This window comes from Blochmannia endosymbiont of Colobopsis nipponica (assembly GCF_014857065.1).
Classification (GTDB): Bacteria; Pseudomonadota; Gammaproteobacteria; order Enterobacterales; family Enterobacteriaceae; genus Blochmanniella.
This window is the reverse complement of the sequence record NZ_CP046533.1, coordinates 519,091-542,240: the sequence shown is the minus strand read 5'-3', so window position 1 is coordinate 542,240 and position 23,150 is coordinate 519,091. Positions and strand designations below refer to the sequence as shown.

The following is a 23,150-nucleotide window of genomic DNA, read 5'->3' as shown; positions in this document are numbered from 1 at the left end:
ATTTTAATAACCCGTCCATCGCCAGCAGGAGATAATTTAGTTAAACAATTAATTAATTTAGGTAAAGAAGCGTGGCATTTACCTTTAATTCATTGTTACCCTAGCAAAGAATTATCTTTATTAATAAAAAAATTAAACCTCCTTTCTAACGAAGATCTTGTATTCATTATATCACAAAATGCAATCAATTATGCTCATCAATGGTTGTCTATTTCAAGATTATTTTGGCCATCTAAATTAAAATACTATTCGATCGGCAGATCTAGTGGATTATTAATGAATAAACTAACAGGATTATCAGTAAACTTCCCTAAAAATGGTGAAAGCAGTGAAAACTTATTACTTTTACCAACATTAACAAACATACATGGAAAACGAGCATTAATACTACAAGGTAAAAATGGTCGTAAAAAACTTGGAAATGTACTTAAAAAAAGAGGAGTAAAAGTAGAATACTGTGAATGTTATTATAGAAAACAAATAAATTACAATGGAGAAGAGCAAGGCAATCGAATGATAAAACTGGGCATCAATACACTAGTGGTTACTAGTGGAGAAATGCTAAAACAACTATATTACTTATTACCAAAAAATCATAGAAAATCTTGGTTAATCTGCTGTAAATTAATAGTAGTAAGTAATCGTTTAGCTTATATAGCTAAACGATTAGGGTGGAAAGATATTGTAATGGCAAAAACAGCCAACAATAAAGATTTAATAAAATTATTACTGAATATATAATAACAAATTATAAAATATACTGCCAAACTGAATGATTACTATATATTCTCATGTATGTAAATGCTATATAAATCCTCAATACAATCTAAAAAAATTAGCATTTAAAATCAATTAACTATCTATAGAAATTAGAAATTAGAAATTAGTATATACTGTTTATTTTGAAAATTTATATTTAAATAAAAACAAAAAATCAAATTATAATCTCTTATCGGCGAGAGAGGATTTGAACCCCCGACCAACTGGTCCCAAACCAGCTGCGCTACCAAGCTGCGCTACTCGCCGAATAATTAAACGCAAAAAAAAAGAAAATACATGCGAAGAGAGGGATTCGAACCCTCACAGTCTTTATTATTTTCGACACTAATTCCTGAAACTAGCGCGTCTACCCATTTCGCCACCTTCGCTTGACCAGATACAAATTTTCGATAAATACCCTTTCTTGGGTGACTGATGGGAATCGAACCCACGACAACTGGAACCACAATCCAGTGCTCTACCAACTGAGCTACAATCACCATATTCTATTATTTTCAAAAATAGATCAAGTAACAAAAAACCAAATCGAATATCTACATTCATTAGAACGCGCTCGACAGGACTTGAACCTGAAACCTCTGCCTCCGGAAGACAACGCTCTATCCTGTTGAGCTACGAGCGCATAGCTAAATCATTTTAAAACAATTCAATTAATTAACGAATAAAATTCAGTTACTAAAAATAAAAACAATAACAAAATTAAGAACGCCTCATCATGTTAAAAAATTCATCATTGGTCTTAGTCATTGATAGTTTATTCATCATAAATTCCATTGCATCAATTTCCCCCATAGGATGAATAATTTTACGTAAAATCCAAATTTTTTGAAGCTCTTCCTGAGTAGTAAGCAACTCTTCTTTACGAGTACCAGAACGGTTATAATCAATTGCTGGAAAAACTCGCTTTTCTGCAATTCTACGAGACAAATGTAATTCCATATTACCTGTTCCCTTAAATTCTTCATAAATTACCTCATCCATTTTTGAACCAGTATCAATTAATGCAGTAGCAATAATAGTTAAACTACCACCTTCCTCCATATTACGCGCAGCACCAAAAAACCTCTTCGGACGTTGTAATGCATTAGCATCTACGCCTCCTGTCAAAATTTTTCCAGAAGCTGGAACTACTGTGTTATAAGCACGCGCCAACCTAGTAATAGAATCCAATAAAATAATAACATCTTTTTTATGTTCCACTAAACGTTTAGCTTTCTCAATAACCATTTCAGAAACCTGTATATGACGAGAAGCCGGTTCATCGAAAGTAGATGCAATAACCTCCCCTTTTACCAACCTCTGCATTTCCGTAACTTCTTCAGGGCGTTCATCAATCAGCAAAACTATTAAAACGCATTCCGAATGATTATAAGCAACACTTTGAGCAATATTTTGCAAAAGTATTGTTTTACCAGCTTTAGGTGGAGCAACAATAAGACCACGTTGGCCACGACCTATAGGTGAAGCTAAATCTAACACTCTCGCAGTTAAATCTTCTGTAGAACCATTACCTCTTTCCATACGTAAACGAGAATTTGCATGTAAAGGAGTCAAATTCTCAAACAAAATTTTACTACGAGCATTTTCCGGTTTATCATAATTGACATCATTTACTTTAAGCAATGCAAAATAACGTTCTCCTTCTTTTGGAGGTCTAATTTTACCAGAAATGGTGTCACCTGTACGTAAATTGAAACGACGTATTTGACTGGGTGATACATAAATATCATCTGGTCCTGCGAGATAAGAACTATCACTAGAACGAAGAAAACCAAAACCATCCTGTAATATTTCCAAAACACCATTTCCAAAAATATCTTCACCACTTTTAGAATGTTGTTTAAGAATAGCAAAGATAATATCCTGTTTTCGCATACGAGCTAAATTTTCCAAGCCCATACTTTCTCCCAAAGTGACCAGCTCAGAAACAGAGATATTTTTTAGTTCGGTAAGATTCATAATGGCGGGCACATCCCAATCTTATATTAAATAAATACCACAAAACAATTCAACCAATATCTTATTTATGAAATTTAATAAAACTCTAATTTAATCTAAGCAAGAATTAAAGATATCATAAATATCTTAGTAAAATCTAAACAAATAGCCTTATAACACATTTCTCTACTTAAGTCTATAATATCTTAACTACAAAATAAATCTTACTTATAATTTTATAAATAAACATTTAAAAACTCCCTTAATTGACCTTTCGATAGAACTCCAATTTTAGTTGATATTACTTCATTATATTTAAACAACAACAAAGTCGGAATACTGCGTATTCCATATTTCCTAGTTGTTATTGGACTCTCATCAATGTTACATTTAGCAACCCTTAATTTATCAATGTATTCCTTTGCTACATCATCTAAAACTGACGAAATAATTTTACAAGGATTACACCATTCCGCCCAAAAATCAACCAAAAACAAACACTTACTGCTCAAATCTATCACATTTTTATTGAAATTAGAGTCATTTAAACAAAGAATCTCACTATTCATTTCGAACTCCAAGATATTCAGAAAACTAAAATAATTAACTCAGATCCATATACTTCTAGCACACCTAAAATACACTAATTATTCAGAATACCATAAATGCATAAATAAAAATAAAATCCTAACTACACAAACTTTACCTACCTTTTGTAATATCCTTCATATTTATCATATACAAACGCAATTGTGCGCCAATTTTTTCGATAGAATGAGAACGAATATCATCATTAACATTACGTAATTGAATATTATCCACCTTTTTTTCAATAATTGATTGACCTAAATCTCCTTGTTGTAAACTCGCAATAAAATCCTCCTGTAACAATGAAATTAAACTATTCGAAAATAAATAAGACCCATACTCAGCTGTATCAGAAATTGTCTTATTCATCATATATAACTTTTTGCGAGCAATTGTATTAGCGATTAACGGCAATTCATGCAATGACTCATAATAAGCTGATTTTGGATCGATACCAACCTTAATCATAATTTCAAAAGCTAACTCTATTCCAGCTTTCAACATAGCCACCATAAGTACACCATGATCAAAATATATTTGATTACTAATCTTTTCACTACAAGTAGGTGTACTTTCAAACATAGTATTACTAACTTGATGGCGCCAATTAAGTAATTTTTTATCATTATCTTCCCAATCTAACATCATAGAATGAGAAAATACGCCACTAATAATATCATTCATATGTTTTTCAAACAAAGGTAACATTATTTCTTTTAGTTTATTTGCTAAAGTAAAAGCGCGCAATTTAGAAGTATTAGATAAACGATCCATCATTAATGTAATACCTCCATGTTTTAAGGATTCAGCAATGATCTCCCAACCAAATTGCACTAATTTTGCCGCATACATACGATCAATGCCATCATCAACCATTTTATTAAATGATAATAAAGACCCAGCTTGCAATAAACCACATAAAACTGTTTGTTCTCCCATTAAATCTGATTTTACTTCTGCTACAAATGATGACTCTAATACTCCAGCTCGATCACTACCAATTGCAGCGGCCCATCCTTTTGCAAACATCAACCCTTGTTCATTTAAATCATTTTCTGAATGTACTGCAATTAAAGTAGGAACGCCAAATCCTCTCATATATTCTTCGCGAACCTCACTACCAGGAGATTTAGGAGCTACCATAATTACCGTAATATCCTTACGAATTTTTTCACCAACTTCTACAATATTAAACCCATGAGAATATCCTAAAACACTATTACTTTTCATTAATGGTTGTAACATTCTTAAAACATTAGAATGCTGTTTATCTGGTGTTAAATTGATTACTAAATCTGCTTCTGGAATAACTTCTTCATAACTAGCTAATCTGAAACCATGTAATGTTGCTCTACGCCAAGAATCATTTTTTTCAAGAATTGCTTCTTTACGTAAAACATAAACGATATCTAAGCCAGAATCTCTCATGTTCAAACCCTGATTCAAACCTTGAGCTCCACAACCAACAATAACAATTTTTTTATTCATCAAACAATCTACAGCACAAGAAAACTCACTGTGATCCATAAATCGACACTGACCTAAATGTTCTATTTTTTTTTGAAAAGTCAGCGTATTAAAGTAATTAATCATAAATACCTCTATATTCTATAATCACCATTTCAATGTTAATATAACAGATATTACATTCTAATATTTAAAATGTTAAATGAACTTTCTTTTTATAAATACTAATTATCAAAAACATATTTTGTTTCTAATGCAAATAAGCAAAAATAAAAAATAACACAAATATAATATTTAAAAAATCTTAAAAAATACAACTAATATTATATAAATTTAAATTTAGATAAAAACAAGTTAGAATAAACTAAATTGAATTCAATTTAGTTTATTCTAACTTGTTTTTATCACGAATAGCACCCCTATCAGCACTAGTTGTTAAATAAGCGTAAGCCTTCAATGATAAAGAAACTTGTCTTGGACGCCGCTTAAGCGGCGTCCAAGCCTTACTACCTCTAGATAATTCCATTTCATGACGGATCTTTAATTCTTCAGCTGTTACATTTAACGTTATAATGCGATCCTTAATACTAATATTGATAACATCACCATCATGCACCAATGCTATTAAACCTCCATTAGCAGCCTCAGGAGAAATATGCCCTATAGACAAACCAGAAGTTCCGCCTGAAAATCGACCATCAGTAATTAAAGCACAACTCCTATCTAATTTCATAGATTTAAGAAAAGATGTTGGATAAAGCATTTCTTGCATACCCGGACCACCCTTAGGTCCTTCATAACGAATAACTACTATATCACCCTTTAAAACTTTACCAGAAAGAATACCTTGTACAGCATCCTCTTGACTATCATAAACTCTTGCAAAACCATTAAATATTTGAAGATTTTTATCAATCCCAGCTGTTTTTAAAATACAACCATCCATAGCAATATTACCATATAATACTGCTAAACCACCATCTACACTATATGACCAATCACAAGACCTAATACAACCATTACGACGATCAACATCTAATGTAGACCAACGACAATTTTGAGAAAAAGCTTGAATAGTATGCAATCCAGCAGGAGCGGCAGAATACATTTTTCTAATAGACTCATTACGACTAACCATTATATCATAATTCATTAAAGTTTCAGATAACGATAAACCAAGAATATTATAAACTTCACGATGCAATAATCCAACTCTATCTAATTCACCTAAAATAGCTAATACACCTCCTGCGCGATGAACATCTTCCATATAATATTTTTTTGTATTAGGAGACACCTGGCATAAATGCGGAACAATTCGAGATAAACGATCAACGTCAGCCATTGTAAAATTTACATCACTTTCTTGTGCAGCAGCTAAAAGATGCAAAACGGTATTAGTAGAACCACCCATAGCAATATCTAACATCATAGCATTCTCAAACGCATCCTTATTGGCTATATACCTAGGCAAAACTTTATGATCATCTTGTTTATAATAACGTTTAGTAAGATTAAGGATAATATCACCAGCACTTAAAAACAATTCCTTACGATCAACATGAGTAGCCAAAAGAGAACCATTACCAGGTTGAGCTAAACCCAAAGCCTCCATCAAACAATTCATTGAATTGGCAGTAAACATTCCAGAGCAAGAGCCACATGTAGGACATGCACTTTTTTCAACACGTTCACGATCCAAATCCGAATTATTGATATCAGCACCAAAGGTTATAGCATCAACTAAATCAAGTTTTATAAATTCATTTGATAATTTTACCTTACCAGATTCCATAGGGCCACCAGATACAAAAACAGTTGGAATATTTAATCGTAACGCTGCCATTAACATACCAGGAGTAATTTTATCACAATTAGATATACAAACCATAGCATCTACACAATGCGCATTTATCATATATTCTACAGAATCAGCAATAAGATCCCTAGATGGCAAAGAATACAACATACCATCATGACCCATAGCAATACCATCATCTATTGCAATAGTATTAAATTCTCTTGCTATACCACCACACAGTTCAATACGCTGAGCAACTAATTGTCCAACATTACGTAAATGAATATGTCCAGGAACAAATTGAGTAAAAGAATTAACTACAGCAATAATTGGTTTGCCAAAATCACTATCAGTCATTCCTGTAGCACGCCATAATGCACGAGCTCCAAACATGCTACGACCATAGGTAGTAGTAAAAGAACGATATCTAATCATCGAATTCAGAAATCCAGTTATATAAAAACAACATCAATTTTAAAATATTTCCACAATTATATAACATCTAACCATTTCCATTGATCTTGAATTTCTCCTGTAAATAAACCAGAAAACATACTTTGTAATCTTTCAGTAATCGGACCACATCTTCCGACACCAATTTGTATTCCATCTATACTACGAATAGGAACAATTTCAGCAGCTGTTCCAGACATAAAAACTTCGTCTGATAAATATAAAGATTCACGAGATAATACCTGTTCCTTTACCTCTAAACCGATATATTTCGCTAATTTAATAATAGTATCCCTAGTTATTCCCGGTAAAATAGAAGATGAAGGCGGCGGAGTTAACAAAATATTATCTTTAATTTCAAACAAATTTTCACCAGGACCTTCAGCTACATAACCATAAGAGTCTAGAGCTATAGCTTCCTGATAACCAAGACGACGAGCCTCCTCACCAATCAAAATAGATGATAAATAATTACCTCCGGCTTTAGAAATAGTCGGAATGGTATTAGGAGAAACACGATTCCAAGACGAAACTATCGTATCAATACCTTTCAAAAAATAAGCATCGCCTAAATAAAAATTCCAAGAAAAAGCAGCAATTGCAATATTTACCTGATAATTTAAAGGAGGATTAATATCCATACCAACATCACCTATAAATACTAACGGTCTAACATAACCATTAGTTAAATTATTTTTACGCAAAACATATCGATTGACATCCATTAACTCATCAACAGTCATGTTAATAGGTATACGATATATTTTAGCAGAATCCATTAAACGATTTATATGATCTCGATGACGAAACAATACAGAACCCCTATAAGAATCATAACAACGTATTCCTTCAAATATAGATGAACCATAATGCAAAGAATGTGACATAACATGTACTTTAGCTTCTGACCACAAAACCATTTCACCGTTTAACCAAATAAAATTCGCTCTTCCTATTTCCATTATATCCTCTACTAATAAAAACACTAAAAACCTACACATACAACAACATCTAAAGTTATCTAAACTCGATATAAATAATATCTACAAGTTTTTTCAACTGAAAAAACAATAAATTAGCAGAACGATTACTAACAACAGTAATAAAAAGATTAATAATTTTGTTTTCAACTTTATTACCTTGCAATTGCACATTCAAAGAATATAATCTAAAACCACGATGTCGTATTATTCGTAAAATACGCTCTGTTATTTCCGGACAAAATCTAGCCTCAATAAAAAAAGAATAATGCACAATATCATCCCTCCAACATCATTTCATTACTAGAACCAGGAGGAACTAATGGCCAAACATTTTCAAATTCATCAATAATTACATGTAACAAAAAAGATCCTTGAAAATTAAATAAAAGATCAAGAGCATTAGTTATTTCATTTTTATAAGTAATTCGTAAACCTTGAATATCAAAAGAACTTGCCAATCCAAGAAAATCTGGATTATCCGCAAGAGCAGTTTCACTATAACGTTTATTGAAAAATAATTGCTGCCACTGCCTCACCATACCAAGACGATGATTATCTAATAAAACTATTTTTATTGGTAATTTTTTTCTCTTAATGGTTGTTAATTCTTGAATATTCATCATAAAAGAACCATCACCGGAAATACATAACACCATATCAGTAGGACGAGCAACTTGAGCGCCTATAGCAGCTGGTATACCAAAACCCATAGTACCCAAACCACTAGAAGTAATAAAATTTTCTGGCTTATTAAAACACATATGCTGTGCAGTCCACATTTGGTGCTGTCCTACATCTGTAGTAATCACCGTATTAATAGGCGCACGTTCACTAATATCATGCAATAAAGATGGAGCGTAAATTGATTCTCCAACCGATTCATACGACCAACGATATTTTTCCTTTAATTCTTGTACTTCTTTAAGCCACATATCAATAGACAGCGATTGAAACAACATCGGTAATAAAACCTTAATATCCCCTAATAAAGAAATATTAACCTGACGTAATTTATTTAATTCTGCCTGATCAATATCAATATGAATAACTTTAGCAACTGGTGCAAATTCAGTCAATCTACCAGTAACTCTATCGTCAAACCTGGCGCCTATTGCAATCAATAAATCACATCGTTGTACTGCTAAATTTGCAGCTTTATTGCCATGCATACCTAACATACCTAAATAATAAGAATTTTTATAACTCGGAGCACCAAGACCTTTCAAAGTAACTACATTCGGCATGCTAGTTTTATGTATAAACTCTCTTAATACCTGTACTCCGCCAGATATACCTACACCACCCCCAACATATAATACAGGTCTACTAGATTGACTTATCATTATACGAGCTGATTCTATATCTTTATCTAAAACGTTATAAGATTCATTATTGATATATGATTTACAAGTCGGTAAATTACTAACAGAAAGTTGAATATCTTTAGGTATGTCAATTAGCACCGGTCCAGGTCTTTCATTACAAGCAAGAATAAATGCTTCATGAAAAATACGAGGTAAATCTTCCAAAGACTCTACTAAATAACTATGCTTAGTACATGCCAAGGATAAACCAAGCATATCCACTTCTTGAAATGCATCAGTACCAATCAAATCTAAACCAACCTGACCAGTAATTGCTATTATAGGTACTGAATCCAATAACGCATCTGCTAAACCTGTGATAAGATTAGTAGCTCCAGGACCGGAAGTTGACAAACAAACACCAACTTTACCAATAGCACGAGCATACCCAATTGCAGCCAAAACCGCGCCTTGTTCGTGACGACATAATAGATGCTCTACTCCACTATCTAACAATGCATCATATATAGGCATAATAGCCCCTCCGGGATAACCAAAAACTACATCTATGCCTTGCATTTTAATAGCTCTAATTATCCATTGAGCTCCATTCATAAATCTTAAATCCTCAACAATTATACACGCTAAATAATACAACAAACATAAATAATAACAAATGACAAAATGACACATTCAATTATAAATAAAGCTCACTATTTAATTCATATAAAGATTAAACTAAATTTCTACCTTATAATATATAATAATCTAAAATACATTTAAATACAAAAAACTTTCACCTAAAATAAAATACATGTAAATAAATATATACGCAAGTAATACCTTAACAAAAAGAACCTTAATTGCGAGGATACTAGACATATAAAATGCTAATGAACAAAAAATTGAAGAAGCAAAGTCACTCAATAATACAAAACTACATATTAGTAAATTTAACTAAAATTATTAAACCAAAAACACATTCACAATCCATACATTTACCAGAATAATAAACAACTAATATACTAAAACATTCAATATTTCTTTATTAAAGTCAACACCTGGTATATTCAGGATTAACCAGCTTTTAACTTTCTACCTTATCTACAATAAATCAACTTAAGCATTCACTTTTGAAAAAGCGTATGAATTTTTTTTGGACATGTAATATATTTAATATATTTTGACCACACCTTTTCATGTTTAGTAACAGGTGCTAACTTTCCTTGACAAACAGCAACAAATCGAGTCTCTTCTTCAGTTATTGGAATTCTTTTACCATTATTCAATTCATTATAAGCGTATCCATAAATTTCCAATAATCTAGCTTCTTTAATAGTAAAAAGACCATATCTAGAAAACCCACGAGGATAATATTGGTTATCAAAATAACGGTTCTTAGTAAAAAAACTATCCAAAATAAAAACCTTTAAATGAACTAAATGTTCATAACTTTAAATAATTATCATTATTATACTTAAGCAACAACAACACAAAATAGAACCCTCTTTATTATATCCTGATCAGGGGTGGAGAGACTTGAACTCCCAACTCCCGGTTTTGGAGACCGATGCTCTACCGATTGAACTACACCCCTAACTTAAAAAATGAAACAACGGTGCGGACGGGATTCGAACCCGCGACCCCTGGCGTGACAGGCCAATATTCTACCAATCTGAACTACCGCACCATAAAATTGACGTAACACTTGAACATAATATTATAAATAATATGCTTATTTGAAACTTATTTCATAACGTTACTGAATTTTAATATTTAAATAACAAACATAAACAAACCTTTTAAACAAACAATCATAATCATTCATTATGGAATTCATATTGAATCAAAAAACACATCAACTTATAATTCAAATGTATAAAATAAAACAAAATAAAATAAAACAAACAAAAAAATAGTTAAACACATATATAATACACTGAATATATATAACCTTCTTGACCAATTATCTACTATATCAAATTCTTAGAAACCCCAATGGAGCTAAGCGGAATTGAACCGCTAACCCCCTGCGTGCAAAACAGGTGCTCTACCACTTGAGCTATAGCCCCATAAAGCAACAAAATTTACCTAAATTTATTACATATAAAAATTTATATACATACATATAACATACATAACTAGAACATTAAAATTTATTATATGAATAAACTATTCATGTCAGAAATAACCAACCAAATTTTTCTAAAGAACAACAACATTACAGTATAATAAAACAAAACAAACAATATAATAAATACAACATACAATCAAGATATATAACCATTAAACTCTATTAATTAACACTACAGCGATTTAAATCGTAAATACAATTTGGACGACATAAAATACTCTACTTCAGTATATAAAGATACTTTAATTATATTGAAATAATCCTTAAATAACAAAAACCATAACTAAACAAAAATGGCATAAAATCCCGTACTCTATCTGTCATGAGAGAAAAATAAATCACATTTTTTCTCATAACTTCAAAATGTCCAACATTAATATAATTGCTCATCAACTGAGCAACACAACCAACAATACTTTTAGACGAATCAACCAACTGTGTTCCTTCTGGAAATAATTTCTTCAATTCATATTTTAGAAAAACAAAATGCGTACAACCCAATATTATTGTATCCGGTAATTGAAATAATTTCAACCAAGGAGATAAAATTTCACGTAAAACAGACGATTTTACCATTTTACCATACTTCTTATCTTCAGCTATCTTTACTAATTTAGAAGAACCTAAAAATAAAAAATTACAACCACAAGCATATTTATTAATTAATTTTAAAACATATTGATGTCTAACAGTAAGCTGGGTAGCTAACAATCCAATAAGACCACTATTAGTTAATTGAACTGCTAATTTTATCGCAGGAACAACTCCAATAATACTACAGAAAAACATCTTACGTAATAATGACAATGTGATAATAGTAGCAGTATTACATGCAAGAATAATTAATTCTAAAACATGATTTTTTAATATAGCCTTTACAATACTAATAATTCTATCTGTAATAAACTGCTCTGACTTTTCTCCATAAGGAAAGCCTCTATTATCAAAAAAATATAAATAACGCGCGTATGGCAATAGCTGTTTAATTTCTGAATAAATCGACAAACCACCTATGCCTGAATCTATTATTAATATAGTAGGTTGTCTGACCAAAAAACTACAAGTCTCGTTAATCTCCAAGTTATTAACACTTAAAAGCTTACAAAGAAGATATTAAATGCCCCAATACTTTTTAAAAATCATCTATTAAATGTTTTAGATTGTCTAATATTTACTTAACATAAATCTAACTTCATTATAGATTCGATACATTGTAAATGTAAACAAACATAATAATAATATTTATAATCTAGAAAAAAATTAACATCCGAATCTCACGTAATCACTAAAAATAGTTAAACAAAATATTTAAATCCGAAGTATCACTATTATTATACTAACCTGCACCTCCAATTTTTGGTCTAATCCCTAATATATGACAAATAGTATAAGTAAGATCAAATCTATTAAGAGTATAAAAATGAAAGTCCCTTACTCCTTCTTTTAAAAGAACCTTAACCATATCAATAGCAATAACTATACCTATCATCTTGCATATATCTATATCATAATTTAATCCATCAAACATAGAAATAATCCAACTTGGTATCTTTACTTTTGTCATATTAGAAAAAGATTGCAATTGATTAAAATTAAAAATAGGTAAAATACCAGGAATAATTTTGACACTAATACCAACAGAAACACAAAGATCACGAAATCTTAAATAACTTTCTACGTCAAAAAAAAATTGAGTAATAGCTCTATTTGCACCAGCATCTATTTTCTTTTTTAAATTTATTAAATCAGATTGTGGGCTTTCCGCTTCTGGGTGAACCTCTGGATAAGCAGCGACTGAAATATCAAAATTACCTATTTTTTTTAATAAGAATACTAAATCAACAGCATGCATCATAGTTGCCTTTAAACCATTACAGTCAGCTGAACGATCACCACGTAATGCTACAACGTGACGAATACCATTATTCCAATATTTTTGAGCAATTTTTTCAAGTTGATGTGGAGATGTATCAATACAAGTTAAATGTGGAGCAGCAATTAATCCAGTACGACTTCTAATATCCTGTATCACGTTATAAGTAAGTTCATGTTTACCCGAATAGGCCCCATAAGTTACAGAAACAAATACAGGTTTTAATTTACTTAAACGATCAATAGTTTTCCAAAAAAATTGTTCCATTTCATAAGTACGAGGTGGGAAAAATTCAAAAGAAACATTAACATTACCATCCAATTCAATTATATGCCGATTAAATTCTTCCCACTGAAGAGCACATAAACTCATATTTAACCTCATTATGCAATAATTATAAAAAATAAACTTTGATAAATAATAATATTATCTTGATAATAAATTATATAATCGTCATTTATTTTAAAATTTTAATCTGAATCATAAAATGACAATTATAAAAATATAGATAAATTTAAGTTAACTTATTTGGATACTAAAATAACAATATTTTAATAAATAATTATTTAACTATAAAATATAAAATCATACATATAATAAATAATAAAATATTCAATAAACATTTAACAAAACTAATTATTTTTTATAAAATAATAAGATTAAACAATTGATATTCTTTATTATTTAAAACAATTTAAATAATAAAGAATAAATATTTAATTACCTAATTATAATGAATGCTATTTAATGATATAAATTTCAAACGCCCAAAACCTATTCTGTAATTTATAAAAATTCAAAATAAGACCCAAATATAAATTAACTTATATTTAATACAATATCCTAACATAGGATCAATTATTTAATAATTAATTTCACGAAATGCCCTGTCTAAATCATCTATTAAATCTTCACTATCCTCAATACCTACAGACAAACGTAACAACATATCACTAATGCCAGCATAATTACGAGCTTCTTCTGATATACAGGCATGAGTCATAGTTGCAGGATGAGAAATTAAGCTCTCTACACCACCGAAAGATTCAGCTAAAGTAAAAAGCTTTAATGAAGATAAAAATTGACGCAACATTACCTTATCCCCATTAAGTTCAAAACTTAACATAGCACCGAATCCTTTTTGCTGCTTACAAGCAATACTATAACCTAAATTAGTAGTTAAACCAGGATAAAATATATTCCTTATTTGGAGATTATTTTTTTTATTTTGTAAAAAAGTTAAAATACTTTGTGCATTACTTTGCTGTTGATTAATACGCGGAAATAAAGTGCGTATTCCTCGTAACAATTGATAGCTATCAAAAGCTCCTCCTGTTACACCTAAAGTATTACCCCACCACAAAATTTTCTCAACTAAATCAACATCTTTAGCAACAATTGCTCCTGCCACTACATCTGAATGTCCATTCAGATATTTAGTGCAAGAATGCACAACTAGATCAGCGCCCAATAACAATGGCTGTTGTAAAACTGGACTCATAATAGTATTATCCACAACACAAATTGATTTTGCCTCATGCGCAATACTACAAATGTCTAAAATATCTGCTACTCTTAATAAAGGATTACTTGGCGTTTCAATAAAAATCAGTTTAGGATGAGCAGATAATGCTGTTGTTAAAGCATTTTTATCAGTTTGATTCACGAATTGGACGCGACAAAACTTTCTTTCGCTTAAACTACTCAACAAACGATAACTACCCCCATAACAATCATGAGGGGCTATTACGAGATCTCCTGGCGTAAGAAAGACAGTACATAATAAATGAATGGCAGACATTCCACTACTAGTTATAATTGCCCCGACACCACATTCAAGGTCTGCTAAAGTTTTTTGTACCACATCACGTGTAGGGTTTCTACGTCTTGAATAATCATATAATCTGGGTATATTTAAGTCATAAAAATTATAAGTAGTTGAAAGAGTAATAGGAGATACAACACAGCCATATTGTTCATCATTATTTAAACCGCTTCGAACTGCTATAGTTGCCTGCCTAAAAGCCATCTCAATACCTAAACTAAAAATGGATATTACACTATATTAACATATTCATACTCACATCGACAATTACTAACAAATATACAAACAAACTAGTCAACAAAATCACTTCGAATATTATTTATAATGCAAAACACACCTACAAACATGTATCCAAAACAAACCAAGCAATACATACAAAATTATAAATTTTTAGTATTACTGTATTAAAATACCAAAACGTTTATTAAAGTCACTAACTCTACCTCGATTATCCGCAATACGCTGCGTTCCTGTGTAAAATGAATGACACATATTACATACATCTAAATTAATATCGTGACTTAAAGTAGATTGAATAACAATGGTATTACCACAAGAACAAAACGCACTAATTTCCCTATACTCAGGATGAATACTTTTCTTCATATAAACACCTACTAGCAAACAAAAAAATTATCCACAAGCATCAAAATAACTTAAATTATAAATGATAACTTTACTGACGTAAAGTAATACCAAATAAGTAACTCCAATTAAAAGCAAAATAAAAATCTTCCCTATCTATAGCATAGTAATTATTAATAACTATCAAAATAAACACGTAACAATTTAAAAAAACCGGTAACCATTCGTATTATTCAATAACGTCTTATATCGATAAAACAAAAAACTCATAAAATAAAAACATAAATAACCAGTAATAAAATATCCAAAAAAAAAACAAATCAAAAGACAGACATTATTTCACATTATACATCAATTTTTAGTACACCATAATATAAGACAAGCAAAACATTAAAATTAAATACACTAAAACCTTTAATACCTGAAAATAAATCTATAACAAGTAAAACAAAATATTTAACTTATATAAATGCACAAAATAAAAATCACTAATTCTGAATCACATAAATTAAATTCAAGAAATCCTATAATAACGTATCAAATAAGCATCAGCATACAAGAAAGTACATAAATTATCATATGTCCAAAATAAATAAATCTTTAACAAAATAATATTTACAACTTATTATAGTTTATGGTGAAATTATAAAGGAATTTCATTATAATAATAAGTGATTACAACAATAAATTAATTAAACTAAAATTTAATAACAAAATAAAATAAATCTCAATAAATAACGCCAATTTTTAACAAAACAAAATATGACAACATGGATATCTGGACAGATAATAAAAGTAAATCACTGGACGAAAAATTTATTTACTTTAATAATTAATGCACCAATTAACACATTTATTCCTGGCCAATTCGCTAAACTAGGATTAAAAATAAATAATAAACGCATTCAAAGAGCCTATTCATACGTGAATGCACCTAATAATCTAAACCTGGAATTTTATTTAGTCAATATTGAAAATGGCAAATTAAGCCCATCCTTATTTATGTTATGTCCCGGAGACAATATTATGATTTCTAAGGAAGCGTATGGTAATTTTATATTAGAAAACATTCCAAATTGTAACACTCTGTGGATGTTAGCAACTGGTACAGGAATTGGGCCATATCTGTCTATGCTCGAATTTAAGAAAGGGTTGCAACGTTTTACAAATATAATATTAGTGCATGCAGTACGCTCCTTTGACAATATCAATTATCTACCGCTAATAAGAAAAATTAAAAAACATTATAAAGAAAAAATAAAAATACAAATGATTTTTAGTAGAGAAATAATTAAACATTCACTTACTGGACGTTTACCTAATCTTATTAAAAGCGGATTATTAGAAAAATATGTAGGATTTGAATTAAATGCTCGAGAGAGTCATGTAATGTTATGCGGCAATCCTAACATGATACGTGAAGTTCAAGAATTGCTTCAAAAAACACGAGGTATGAAAAATAATTTAAAAAATCAACCAGGACAAATAACTAAAGAACAATATTGGTGAACATTGTTTATTTACGAAAACATTAACATTTTACAAATAATTTTCATCTGATACACTATATAAAACAAAGATAAAATTTTTATACCTAAATACTTAAAACAAAATAAACAACAAATCCTTATTGAATATTTTAAACAACTGCTACGTAAAATACAAATAATCATCCTGTAATTTAAATAACTAAAATTTCCAAATAAATTTATTATACCTATTTGCTAATAAAATAAACTAATATAGTAATGCAAACAATCAAATACACATATACTGCTTACAATCTGAAATAAAATAAAGATGAATAAACACAATTACTATACAAACATAAAACTGAACATGATATTGACATTTATATAATGTAAATTCAAGTATTTTATAAATACAACAAAACGGAGAAATAAAAATGCGTCACCCATTTATAATAAGTAATTGGAAATTAAATGGTAATAAAATTATGCTAATTAATTTCATTCAAGAATTATGCAGCGATTTAAGCTATGATTATCAATGCAACATTGTTATTGCACCGCCCACGATATATTTAGATACCGCCAAACAACATTTGAAAAACAGCAATATCAAACTAGCTGCACAAAATATCGATATACATTTATCAGGAGCTTTCACAGGAGAAATTTCTGCAGAAATGTTGAAAGATATAGGTGTGTCCTTTATAATAATAGGACATTCTGAAAGACGAATATATCATAAAGAAAATATCACAGATATTATTAAAAAAATTGTTATTTCTAAAAAATTCAAACTTACTCCTATCTTATGCATAGGTGAAAATAAAGAAGAAAACATAAAAAATCAAACAAAAAACATATGTATTCAACAACTTGAAATTATAATAAACACCTTAAGCATAAAAACACTGAAAAATTCAATAATAGCTTATGAACCAGCTTGGGCCATTGGATCAGGAACATCAGCTAATCCATGTTATGTACAAAAAATTCATAAATCCATTCGAAATTATATAGCTGACTATGATAAAAATATAGCAGAAAAAACACACCTCCTATATGGAGGTTCTGTAAATATAGACAATGCCCACAACCTACTTAATCAACCAGATATTGATGGACTACTAGTTGGAAATGCTTCTTTAAATTCAATTACATTTTCAAAAATAATTAAAATCGCAAACAAAATAAAATTTTCGAAAAATTAGTAATATGTTAAAATTTGACCATAACTAGAATAATACTCCAAATACAAAATTTAATTAGGATAGTTAAAACAATTTTTTTGCCATTTCTAACATTCCTTTTTGAAGTGGACGTTTCATATTATCAATTGCATCAATTATATCATGATGTACTAATCTATCATTTTGTACTCCAATACATCTTCCACTATATCCTTGTAACAATAACTCAATAGAATAAGCCCCCATGCGAGATGCCAAAATACGATCATAAGCGACAGGACTACCACCACGTTGAATATGACCCAAAACAGTAGCACGTGTTTCTTTTCCAGTTTTTTTTTCAATATATTTGGCTAAATCGAAAATATTACATATACGTTCAGTAATAACAACTATCGCATGTTTTTTACCTTTAGAAATACCAGTTTTAATTTCACATACTAAATCTTTAGGTTTAAATTCCACTTCAGGCAAAACAACAAACTCACAACCACCAGCTATAGCAGCAGCCATAGTTAAATCACCACAACAACGCCCCATCACCTCAACAATAGAAATCCTCTGATGAGAGGAAGAGGTGTCTCTAAGACGATCAATAGCTTCAACAATGGTTTCTAATGCTGTAAAATATCCAATAGCATAATCAGTACCTGCAACATCATTATCTATAGTTCCTGGTAAACATATACAAGGAAATCCTATTTCAGTTAATTTTTTAGCCCCCATATAAGAACCATCACCACCAATTACAACTAAAGCATGAATATTATGTCTATTCATATTATCAATAACAATAGAAATAATATAATTTTCACTAAATTCCGGGAAACGTGCGGAACCCAAAAAAGTACCACCACGATTTATTACATCAGAAACGCTACAACGATTTAACTTTATCAATCTATTTTGAAATAAGCCTAAATAACCATCATTTATTCCATAAATTTCTAAACCCTCAGAAATGCCTGTCCGTACAACACCTCTAATAGCAGCATTCATACCAGGCGAATCACCTCCGCTTGTTAAAACACCAACTCTTTTTATCATTATTACCTCAAGCATTAGAACATTATTTAACAATAACACTGATTCTATTTAAAATGTAAAATTTAAATATTGAGATTTTTAATACCATAATTATTTTATTATCATCTCATGTTTATATATAAATAAAACAAATTGAAAATATCATCTAAATACATTTATAATTAATAATAATTTAAATACTATATTCTATAAAATAATCAATAAATAAATTTATACCAAAATTAAATATAATAAATCTTCAGTTACACTGATCATAAAATACTAAATAATTCAAAACAATAATTAATTTAAACATTATAAATAACACTTATATATGCAGCATATAAATCAATTACACACACAATTTACCAAAACAAAACTAATTCACAAAATCAAAAAATTATAAAATACACACCCGTCATAAATCTTAACAATAAAATAATACTTCATAAGTAAACAAAATTCAGTATTTTAAAAAATTAAAATCTAAAAACAAAACATATAAATAAAATAAATCTTCATCAATTATTTAATATCATCAAAACCACTTACTATTTTAGCTACAACACCAGCAACTGTAACTCGTGACGGTACCGAATGCAATACCACAGAACCAGCTCCAATTTTAGCACCATATCCTATTTTAATATTCCCGAGTAGAATAGCTCCTGCACCAATCATTACTTCTTTTTCTATTTTAGGATGACGATCAAAACCAACTTTTTCTTTACCAGTTCCTCCTAAAGTAACAGATTGTAATATAGATACGTTATCATCTACGACAGCCGTTTCTCCAATTACAATACCTGTAGCATGATCTAACATAATACCACACCCAATACGGGCAGCAGGATGAATATCTACTCCAAAAGAAACAGAAATTTTATTTTGAAAATAAATAGCTAAAGCACAACGATTTTGATACCATAACCAATGACTAATACGATAAGCTTGTAAAGCATGAAAACCCTTAAAATATAAAAATGGAGTAGAATATAAATTCACAACCGGATCACGCTGCAGAATAACAGAAATATCTCTTGCAGCATAACAAACTATTTTTGGATTCAAAATATAAGCCTCTTCTATAATCTCACGAACAGAAATAGCAGGAATAACAGAATCGCCTAATTTCTTAGAAAGAATGTAACTCAAGGCGCCTCCTAAATGGTCATGTTGTAATAAAGAATTATCTAAAAATTTTGCTAAGAAAGGTTCACTCTTAACTAACAATTGCGCCTCATCTTTAATTTTCTCCCAAACAAAATCTAATATTTCTATAGACATTCACATTACCTTAATTCCATTTGACCACTCAATCTAAAATAAATTTAAATCTTTCGTAGCAAAATGCTATCTACACACTTAACTTCATAAGACAAAAAGCAGCCTCACGTACATCCTTGTCATGATAAAGAATTTGATATATTTGTTCAACAATAGGCATAACTACATTATATTGATGTGACAAAATACGCACTTCCTTAGTATTATTAAAACCCTCAACAACTTGACCAACCTTTTTTATAGCATTAGATACTCCTACTCCTTGACCCAACAAAATACCAAATCTACGATTACGAGATTGATTATCTGTACAAGTTAAAACTAAGTCTCCAAGACCCGCCATACCAGTAAAAAGACTCAATTTGCCTCCCATAGCTAATCCAAGACTAAGCATTTCAGCAAAACCACAAGTAATCAAAGCAATGCGAGCATTAGCCCCAAATCCCACCCCATCAGAAATACCAGAAGCAATAGCAACAATATTTTTCACAACACCAGTAAGCTGAATGCCGACAAAATCAGAATGAATAAAAACCATAAAATGGTTGTTACATTTTAGTAAATTTTCCAAATCTTTTATAAAAAGAGAATTATTAGAAACTACAACTATAGCAGTCGGCAATCCCATTGCTATTTCCTTAGCAAAAGTAGGTCCTGAAATTATCGCTAAAGGAATTTCTTGACCTAATATCTCCCTTGTAACATCCTGCAAAAACCGACCTGTTTTTGATTCTAGTCCCTTAGTTGCCAAAATAATTCGAGAATCAAATCGCAAATGCGGTTTTAATTTTATTAAAACACTATTAAAAACATTACTAGGTACTGCAATAATAATGTCTCGTGCAACAGATAAAGCCACTTGCAATGAATCTTCAACAAATAATAATTTAGGAAATTTCAAATCAGGTACAAAATGATGATGAAAACGATTAATTTTTAATGCACGCATACGAATAGGATTATGCCCCCATAAAAAAACTTTATGACCATTCTTAGCTAACATAATACCTAAAGCAGTACCATATGCTCCTGCACCAATGATAACAACTGAAGAAATAGAGGATATCATAAAATAATCCTAAAAACATTTATTATTTTACTGTCTTTTTTTGTAAATAATTAATAAACAAAGCCTCAAAATTTACTGGAGCCAAATGAAATTGTGGAAAACTACCCCTAATACATTGACTGCTAATGCATTCACGAGCATAAGGAAATAAAATATCTGGACAGTAAGAACCAAGACAATGTTCTAATTTAGACTTAGATAAACCTGAAATAAGAAAAATACCAGCTTGCTTCACTTCACATAAAAAAGCAACCTTGCTGTTAATCATAGCGCTAACGGTAACATGTAAGACTACCTCATATTCATTTTTAAACAAATGATTAGAAAAAATATTTAAGTCTAATTTAATTTTTGGTTTCCATTTTTCCTGAAAAATCTTAGGAGCAACAGGAACCTCAAAAGATATATCTTTTACATATATTCTCTGAATATCAAAAATTATTTCAGGCTCATCCTCTGACATCAAACCTTCCTTATGTATAAATTATTTAAAACAAAAAAATAATTTCACAACTAGATTAAAATATCATTCATTTTAAATAAGGTTCCAATTTATTTAAAGTGAATAATTCATACAAATCATCCCATCCACCTATATGTTTTTTATTAAAAAAAATCTGAGGAACAGTCTTCCTACCACAACGATTAAACATACTGGCATATATCTCATCATTATCAATAAAAATTTCTTTAAATTCTAAACCTTGACTAATTAAAAACTCTTTAGCCCTATTGCAAAAAGGACAAAACTCTTTAGTATATATTTCAATGTCTACCATAGCTTTAAACTTATTTAATTAATTTAAATCACTCAACGTAATTATTCACCTTTAACCAAAGGCAATTGTTCATGTAACCACCGAGAAATTCCATTTTGAAGAACATATACATTCTTTAAACCAATCCTTTTATTCAAATACCTTGCTAAATTAAAAGAAATCTTATCATTGTCACAAACTAAAAGTAACGGAATATTCTTCTTCCTTATAACAGTACGATAATAATCACTTTGAATATCTAACGCTGACAAATTAACACTACGAATAATATGCCCCTTACGATAATCGTCAGAACTACGTAAATCTATAACTATCGCATCTTCTCTGTTAATCAACTGAATAGCTTTGTCACAAGATACCATAAAAGAACTAAATAACCAACTTTGGAAAAAAGAAAAAAAAACAAAAACCAACAAAGCTATCCAGATCATGCTTAATAAAATGTGATTAACCAAAAATTCCTTAATTTCTTGAAAATACACCAGCAGACACTCTATTTATTTAATCAATTTGCCATATAGACAATCTCTATCCTCATTAAACAACCATTTCAATGTGCTATTATTAAAAATCAAAACCATGATTAAATTTTAATTATA

The 23,150-nt window shown here is 29.8% G+C and carries 20 protein-coding genes, 7 tRNA genes and 1 pseudogene; 3 read left to right on the top strand and 25 right to left on the bottom strand.

Translation table 11 applies throughout. The features are described 5' to 3' along the window. Nucleotides 1-741 carry a uroporphyrinogen-III synthase gene (hemD, locus tag GN160_RS02500; protein WP_192380887.1) on the top strand — a complete coding sequence of 247 codons (741 nt, stop codon included), beginning with the start codon at nucleotides 1-3 and terminating at the stop codon, nucleotides 739-741. Between the two features lie 211 nt (nucleotides 742-952). Here the strand turns inward: hemD and GN160_RS02495 are convergent. The 19 genes from GN160_RS02495 to rpmE form a co-directional block, all read right to left on the bottom strand. Further along, nucleotides 953-1,026 (bottom strand) — tRNA-Pro (locus tag GN160_RS02495). Between the two features lie 31 nt (nucleotides 1,027-1,057). Further along, a tRNA-Leu gene (locus GN160_RS02490) sits at nucleotides 1,058-1,148 on the bottom strand. A gap of 38 nt (nucleotides 1,149-1,186) precedes the next feature. Further along, nucleotides 1,187-1,259: transfer RNA gene (locus GN160_RS02485), tRNA-His, on the bottom strand. 69 nt (nucleotides 1,260-1,328) lie between these two features. Continuing rightward, nucleotides 1,329-1,402, bottom strand: a tRNA-Arg gene (locus GN160_RS02480). A gap of 77 nt (nucleotides 1,403-1,479) precedes the next feature. Further along, complete coding sequence (gene rho / locus GN160_RS02475) at nucleotides 1,480-2,739, bottom strand: transcription termination factor Rho (RefSeq protein ID WP_192380113.1); 1,260 nt, start codon at nucleotides 2,737-2,739, stop codon at nucleotides 1,480-1,482. A gap of 215 nt (nucleotides 2,740-2,954) precedes the next feature. Beyond that, on the bottom strand, nucleotides 2,955-3,287 hold the full coding sequence (gene trxA / locus GN160_RS02470; RefSeq protein ID WP_192380111.1) for a thioredoxin: 333 nt from the start codon (nucleotides 3,285-3,287) through the stop codon (nucleotides 2,955-2,957). 133 nt (nucleotides 3,288-3,420) lie between these two features. Further along, the gene (gene ilvC / locus GN160_RS02465; RefSeq protein ID WP_192380110.1) at nucleotides 3,421-4,899 is read right to left on the bottom strand and encodes a ketol-acid reductoisomerase; all 1,479 of its coding nucleotides are present in this window, start codon (nucleotides 4,897-4,899) and stop codon (nucleotides 3,421-3,423) included. 259 nt (nucleotides 4,900-5,158) lie between these two features. Next, a complete protein-coding gene (gene ilvD / locus GN160_RS02460) occupies nucleotides 5,159-7,009 on the bottom strand; it encodes a dihydroxy-acid dehydratase (protein WP_192380108.1) in 1,851 nt (616 codons plus the stop codon). Between the two features lie 56 nt (nucleotides 7,010-7,065). Beyond that, on the bottom strand, nucleotides 7,066-7,989 hold the full coding sequence (ilvE, locus tag GN160_RS02455) for a branched-chain-amino-acid transaminase (protein WP_192380107.1): 924 nt from the start codon (nucleotides 7,987-7,989) through the stop codon (nucleotides 7,066-7,068). Nucleotides 7,990-8,044: 55 nt separating this feature from the next. Next, entirely contained in the window at nucleotides 8,045-8,281 is a 237-nt protein-coding gene (gene ilvM / locus GN160_RS02450; RefSeq protein ID WP_318779034.1) for an acetolactate synthase 2 small subunit, read from the bottom strand. 4 nt (nucleotides 8,282-8,285) lie between these two features. Continuing rightward, a complete protein-coding gene (ilvG, locus tag GN160_RS02445; RefSeq protein WP_192380105.1) occupies nucleotides 8,286-9,929 on the bottom strand; it encodes an acetolactate synthase 2 catalytic subunit in 1,644 nt (547 codons plus the stop codon). Between the two features lie 512 nt (nucleotides 9,930-10,441). Continuing rightward, nucleotides 10,442-10,735, bottom strand: a complete 294-nt coding sequence (locus GN160_RS02440; RefSeq protein ID WP_192380885.1) for a MaoP family protein — start codon at nucleotides 10,733-10,735, stop codon at nucleotides 10,442-10,444. Nucleotides 10,736-10,838: 103 nt separating this feature from the next. After that, nucleotides 10,839-10,911: transfer RNA gene (locus GN160_RS02435), tRNA-Trp, on the bottom strand. Between the two features lie 19 nt (nucleotides 10,912-10,930). Then, nucleotides 10,931-11,004: transfer RNA gene (locus GN160_RS02430), tRNA-Asp, on the bottom strand. Between the two features lie 309 nt (nucleotides 11,005-11,313). Next, nucleotides 11,314-11,386 (bottom strand) — tRNA-Ala (locus GN160_RS02425). A gap of 308 nt (nucleotides 11,387-11,694) precedes the next feature. After that, nucleotides 11,695-12,501, bottom strand: a complete 807-nt coding sequence (murI, locus tag GN160_RS02420) for a glutamate racemase (RefSeq protein ID WP_225624838.1) — start codon at nucleotides 12,499-12,501, stop codon at nucleotides 11,695-11,697. 283 nt (nucleotides 12,502-12,784) lie between these two features. Continuing rightward, the gene (metF, locus tag GN160_RS02415) at nucleotides 12,785-13,693 is read right to left on the bottom strand and encodes a methylenetetrahydrofolate reductase (protein WP_192380103.1); all 909 of its coding nucleotides are present in this window, start codon (nucleotides 13,691-13,693) and stop codon (nucleotides 12,785-12,787) included. Nucleotides 13,694-14,183: 490 nt separating this feature from the next. Continuing rightward, nucleotides 14,184-15,350 (bottom strand): cystathionine gamma-synthase, encoded by a 1,167-nt coding sequence (metB, locus tag GN160_RS02410; RefSeq protein WP_192380101.1) that lies wholly within the window; start codon nucleotides 15,348-15,350, stop codon nucleotides 14,184-14,186. A 192-nt stretch (nucleotides 15,351-15,542) separates the two neighbouring features. Next, the gene (gene rpmE, locus GN160_RS02405) at nucleotides 15,543-15,752 is read right to left on the bottom strand and encodes a 50S ribosomal protein L31 (protein WP_192380100.1); all 210 of its coding nucleotides are present in this window, start codon (nucleotides 15,750-15,752) and stop codon (nucleotides 15,543-15,545) included. A 741-nt stretch (nucleotides 15,753-16,493) separates the two neighbouring features. On the opposite strand from rpmE, the gene GN160_RS02400 reads away from it, so the two are divergent. Further along, nucleotides 16,494-17,240: an FAD-binding oxidoreductase gene (locus GN160_RS02400; RefSeq protein ID WP_192380098.1), complete on the top strand. Its 747-nt coding sequence runs from the start codon at nucleotides 16,494-16,496 to the stop codon at nucleotides 17,238-17,240. A 397-nt stretch (nucleotides 17,241-17,637) separates the two neighbouring features. Then, nucleotides 17,638-18,411, top strand: a complete 774-nt coding sequence (tpiA, locus tag GN160_RS02395; protein WP_192380096.1) for a triose-phosphate isomerase — start codon at nucleotides 17,638-17,640, stop codon at nucleotides 18,409-18,411. 63 nt (nucleotides 18,412-18,474) lie between these two features. On the opposite strand, the gene pfkA is transcribed toward tpiA, so the two are convergent. The 6 genes and pseudogenes from pfkA to GN160_RS02365 all read right to left on the bottom strand — a co-directional run bounded on the left by pfkA (nucleotide 18,475) and on the right by GN160_RS02365 (nucleotide 23,006). Further along, a complete protein-coding gene (gene pfkA / locus GN160_RS02390) occupies nucleotides 18,475-19,437 on the bottom strand; it encodes a 6-phosphofructokinase (protein WP_192380094.1) in 963 nt (320 codons plus the stop codon). Nucleotides 19,438-19,965: 528 nt separating this feature from the next. Beyond that, nucleotides 19,966-20,703 (bottom strand): annotated as a pseudogene (gene cysE / locus GN160_RS02385) (serine O-acetyltransferase); the annotation flags it as partial. Between the two features lie 70 nt (nucleotides 20,704-20,773). Further along, the gene (gpsA, locus tag GN160_RS02380; RefSeq protein ID WP_192380090.1) at nucleotides 20,774-21,772 is read right to left on the bottom strand and encodes an NAD(P)H-dependent glycerol-3-phosphate dehydrogenase; all 999 of its coding nucleotides are present in this window, start codon (nucleotides 21,770-21,772) and stop codon (nucleotides 20,774-20,776) included. A 22-nt stretch (nucleotides 21,773-21,794) separates the two neighbouring features. Continuing rightward, nucleotides 21,795-22,238, bottom strand: a complete 444-nt coding sequence (gene secB, locus GN160_RS02375) for a protein-export chaperone SecB (protein ID WP_192380088.1) — start codon at nucleotides 22,236-22,238, stop codon at nucleotides 21,795-21,797. Nucleotides 22,239-22,302: 64 nt separating this feature from the next. Further along, nucleotides 22,303-22,551 carry a glutaredoxin 3 gene (gene grxC / locus GN160_RS02370; protein ID WP_192380086.1) on the bottom strand — a complete coding sequence of 83 codons (249 nt, stop codon included), beginning with the start codon at nucleotides 22,549-22,551 and terminating at the stop codon, nucleotides 22,303-22,305. A 41-nt stretch (nucleotides 22,552-22,592) separates the two neighbouring features. Beyond that, the gene (locus GN160_RS02365; RefSeq protein ID WP_192380085.1) at nucleotides 22,593-23,006 is read right to left on the bottom strand and encodes a rhodanese-like domain-containing protein; all 414 of its coding nucleotides are present in this window, start codon (nucleotides 23,004-23,006) and stop codon (nucleotides 22,593-22,595) included. Nucleotides 23,007-23,150: the final 144 nt, after the last annotated feature.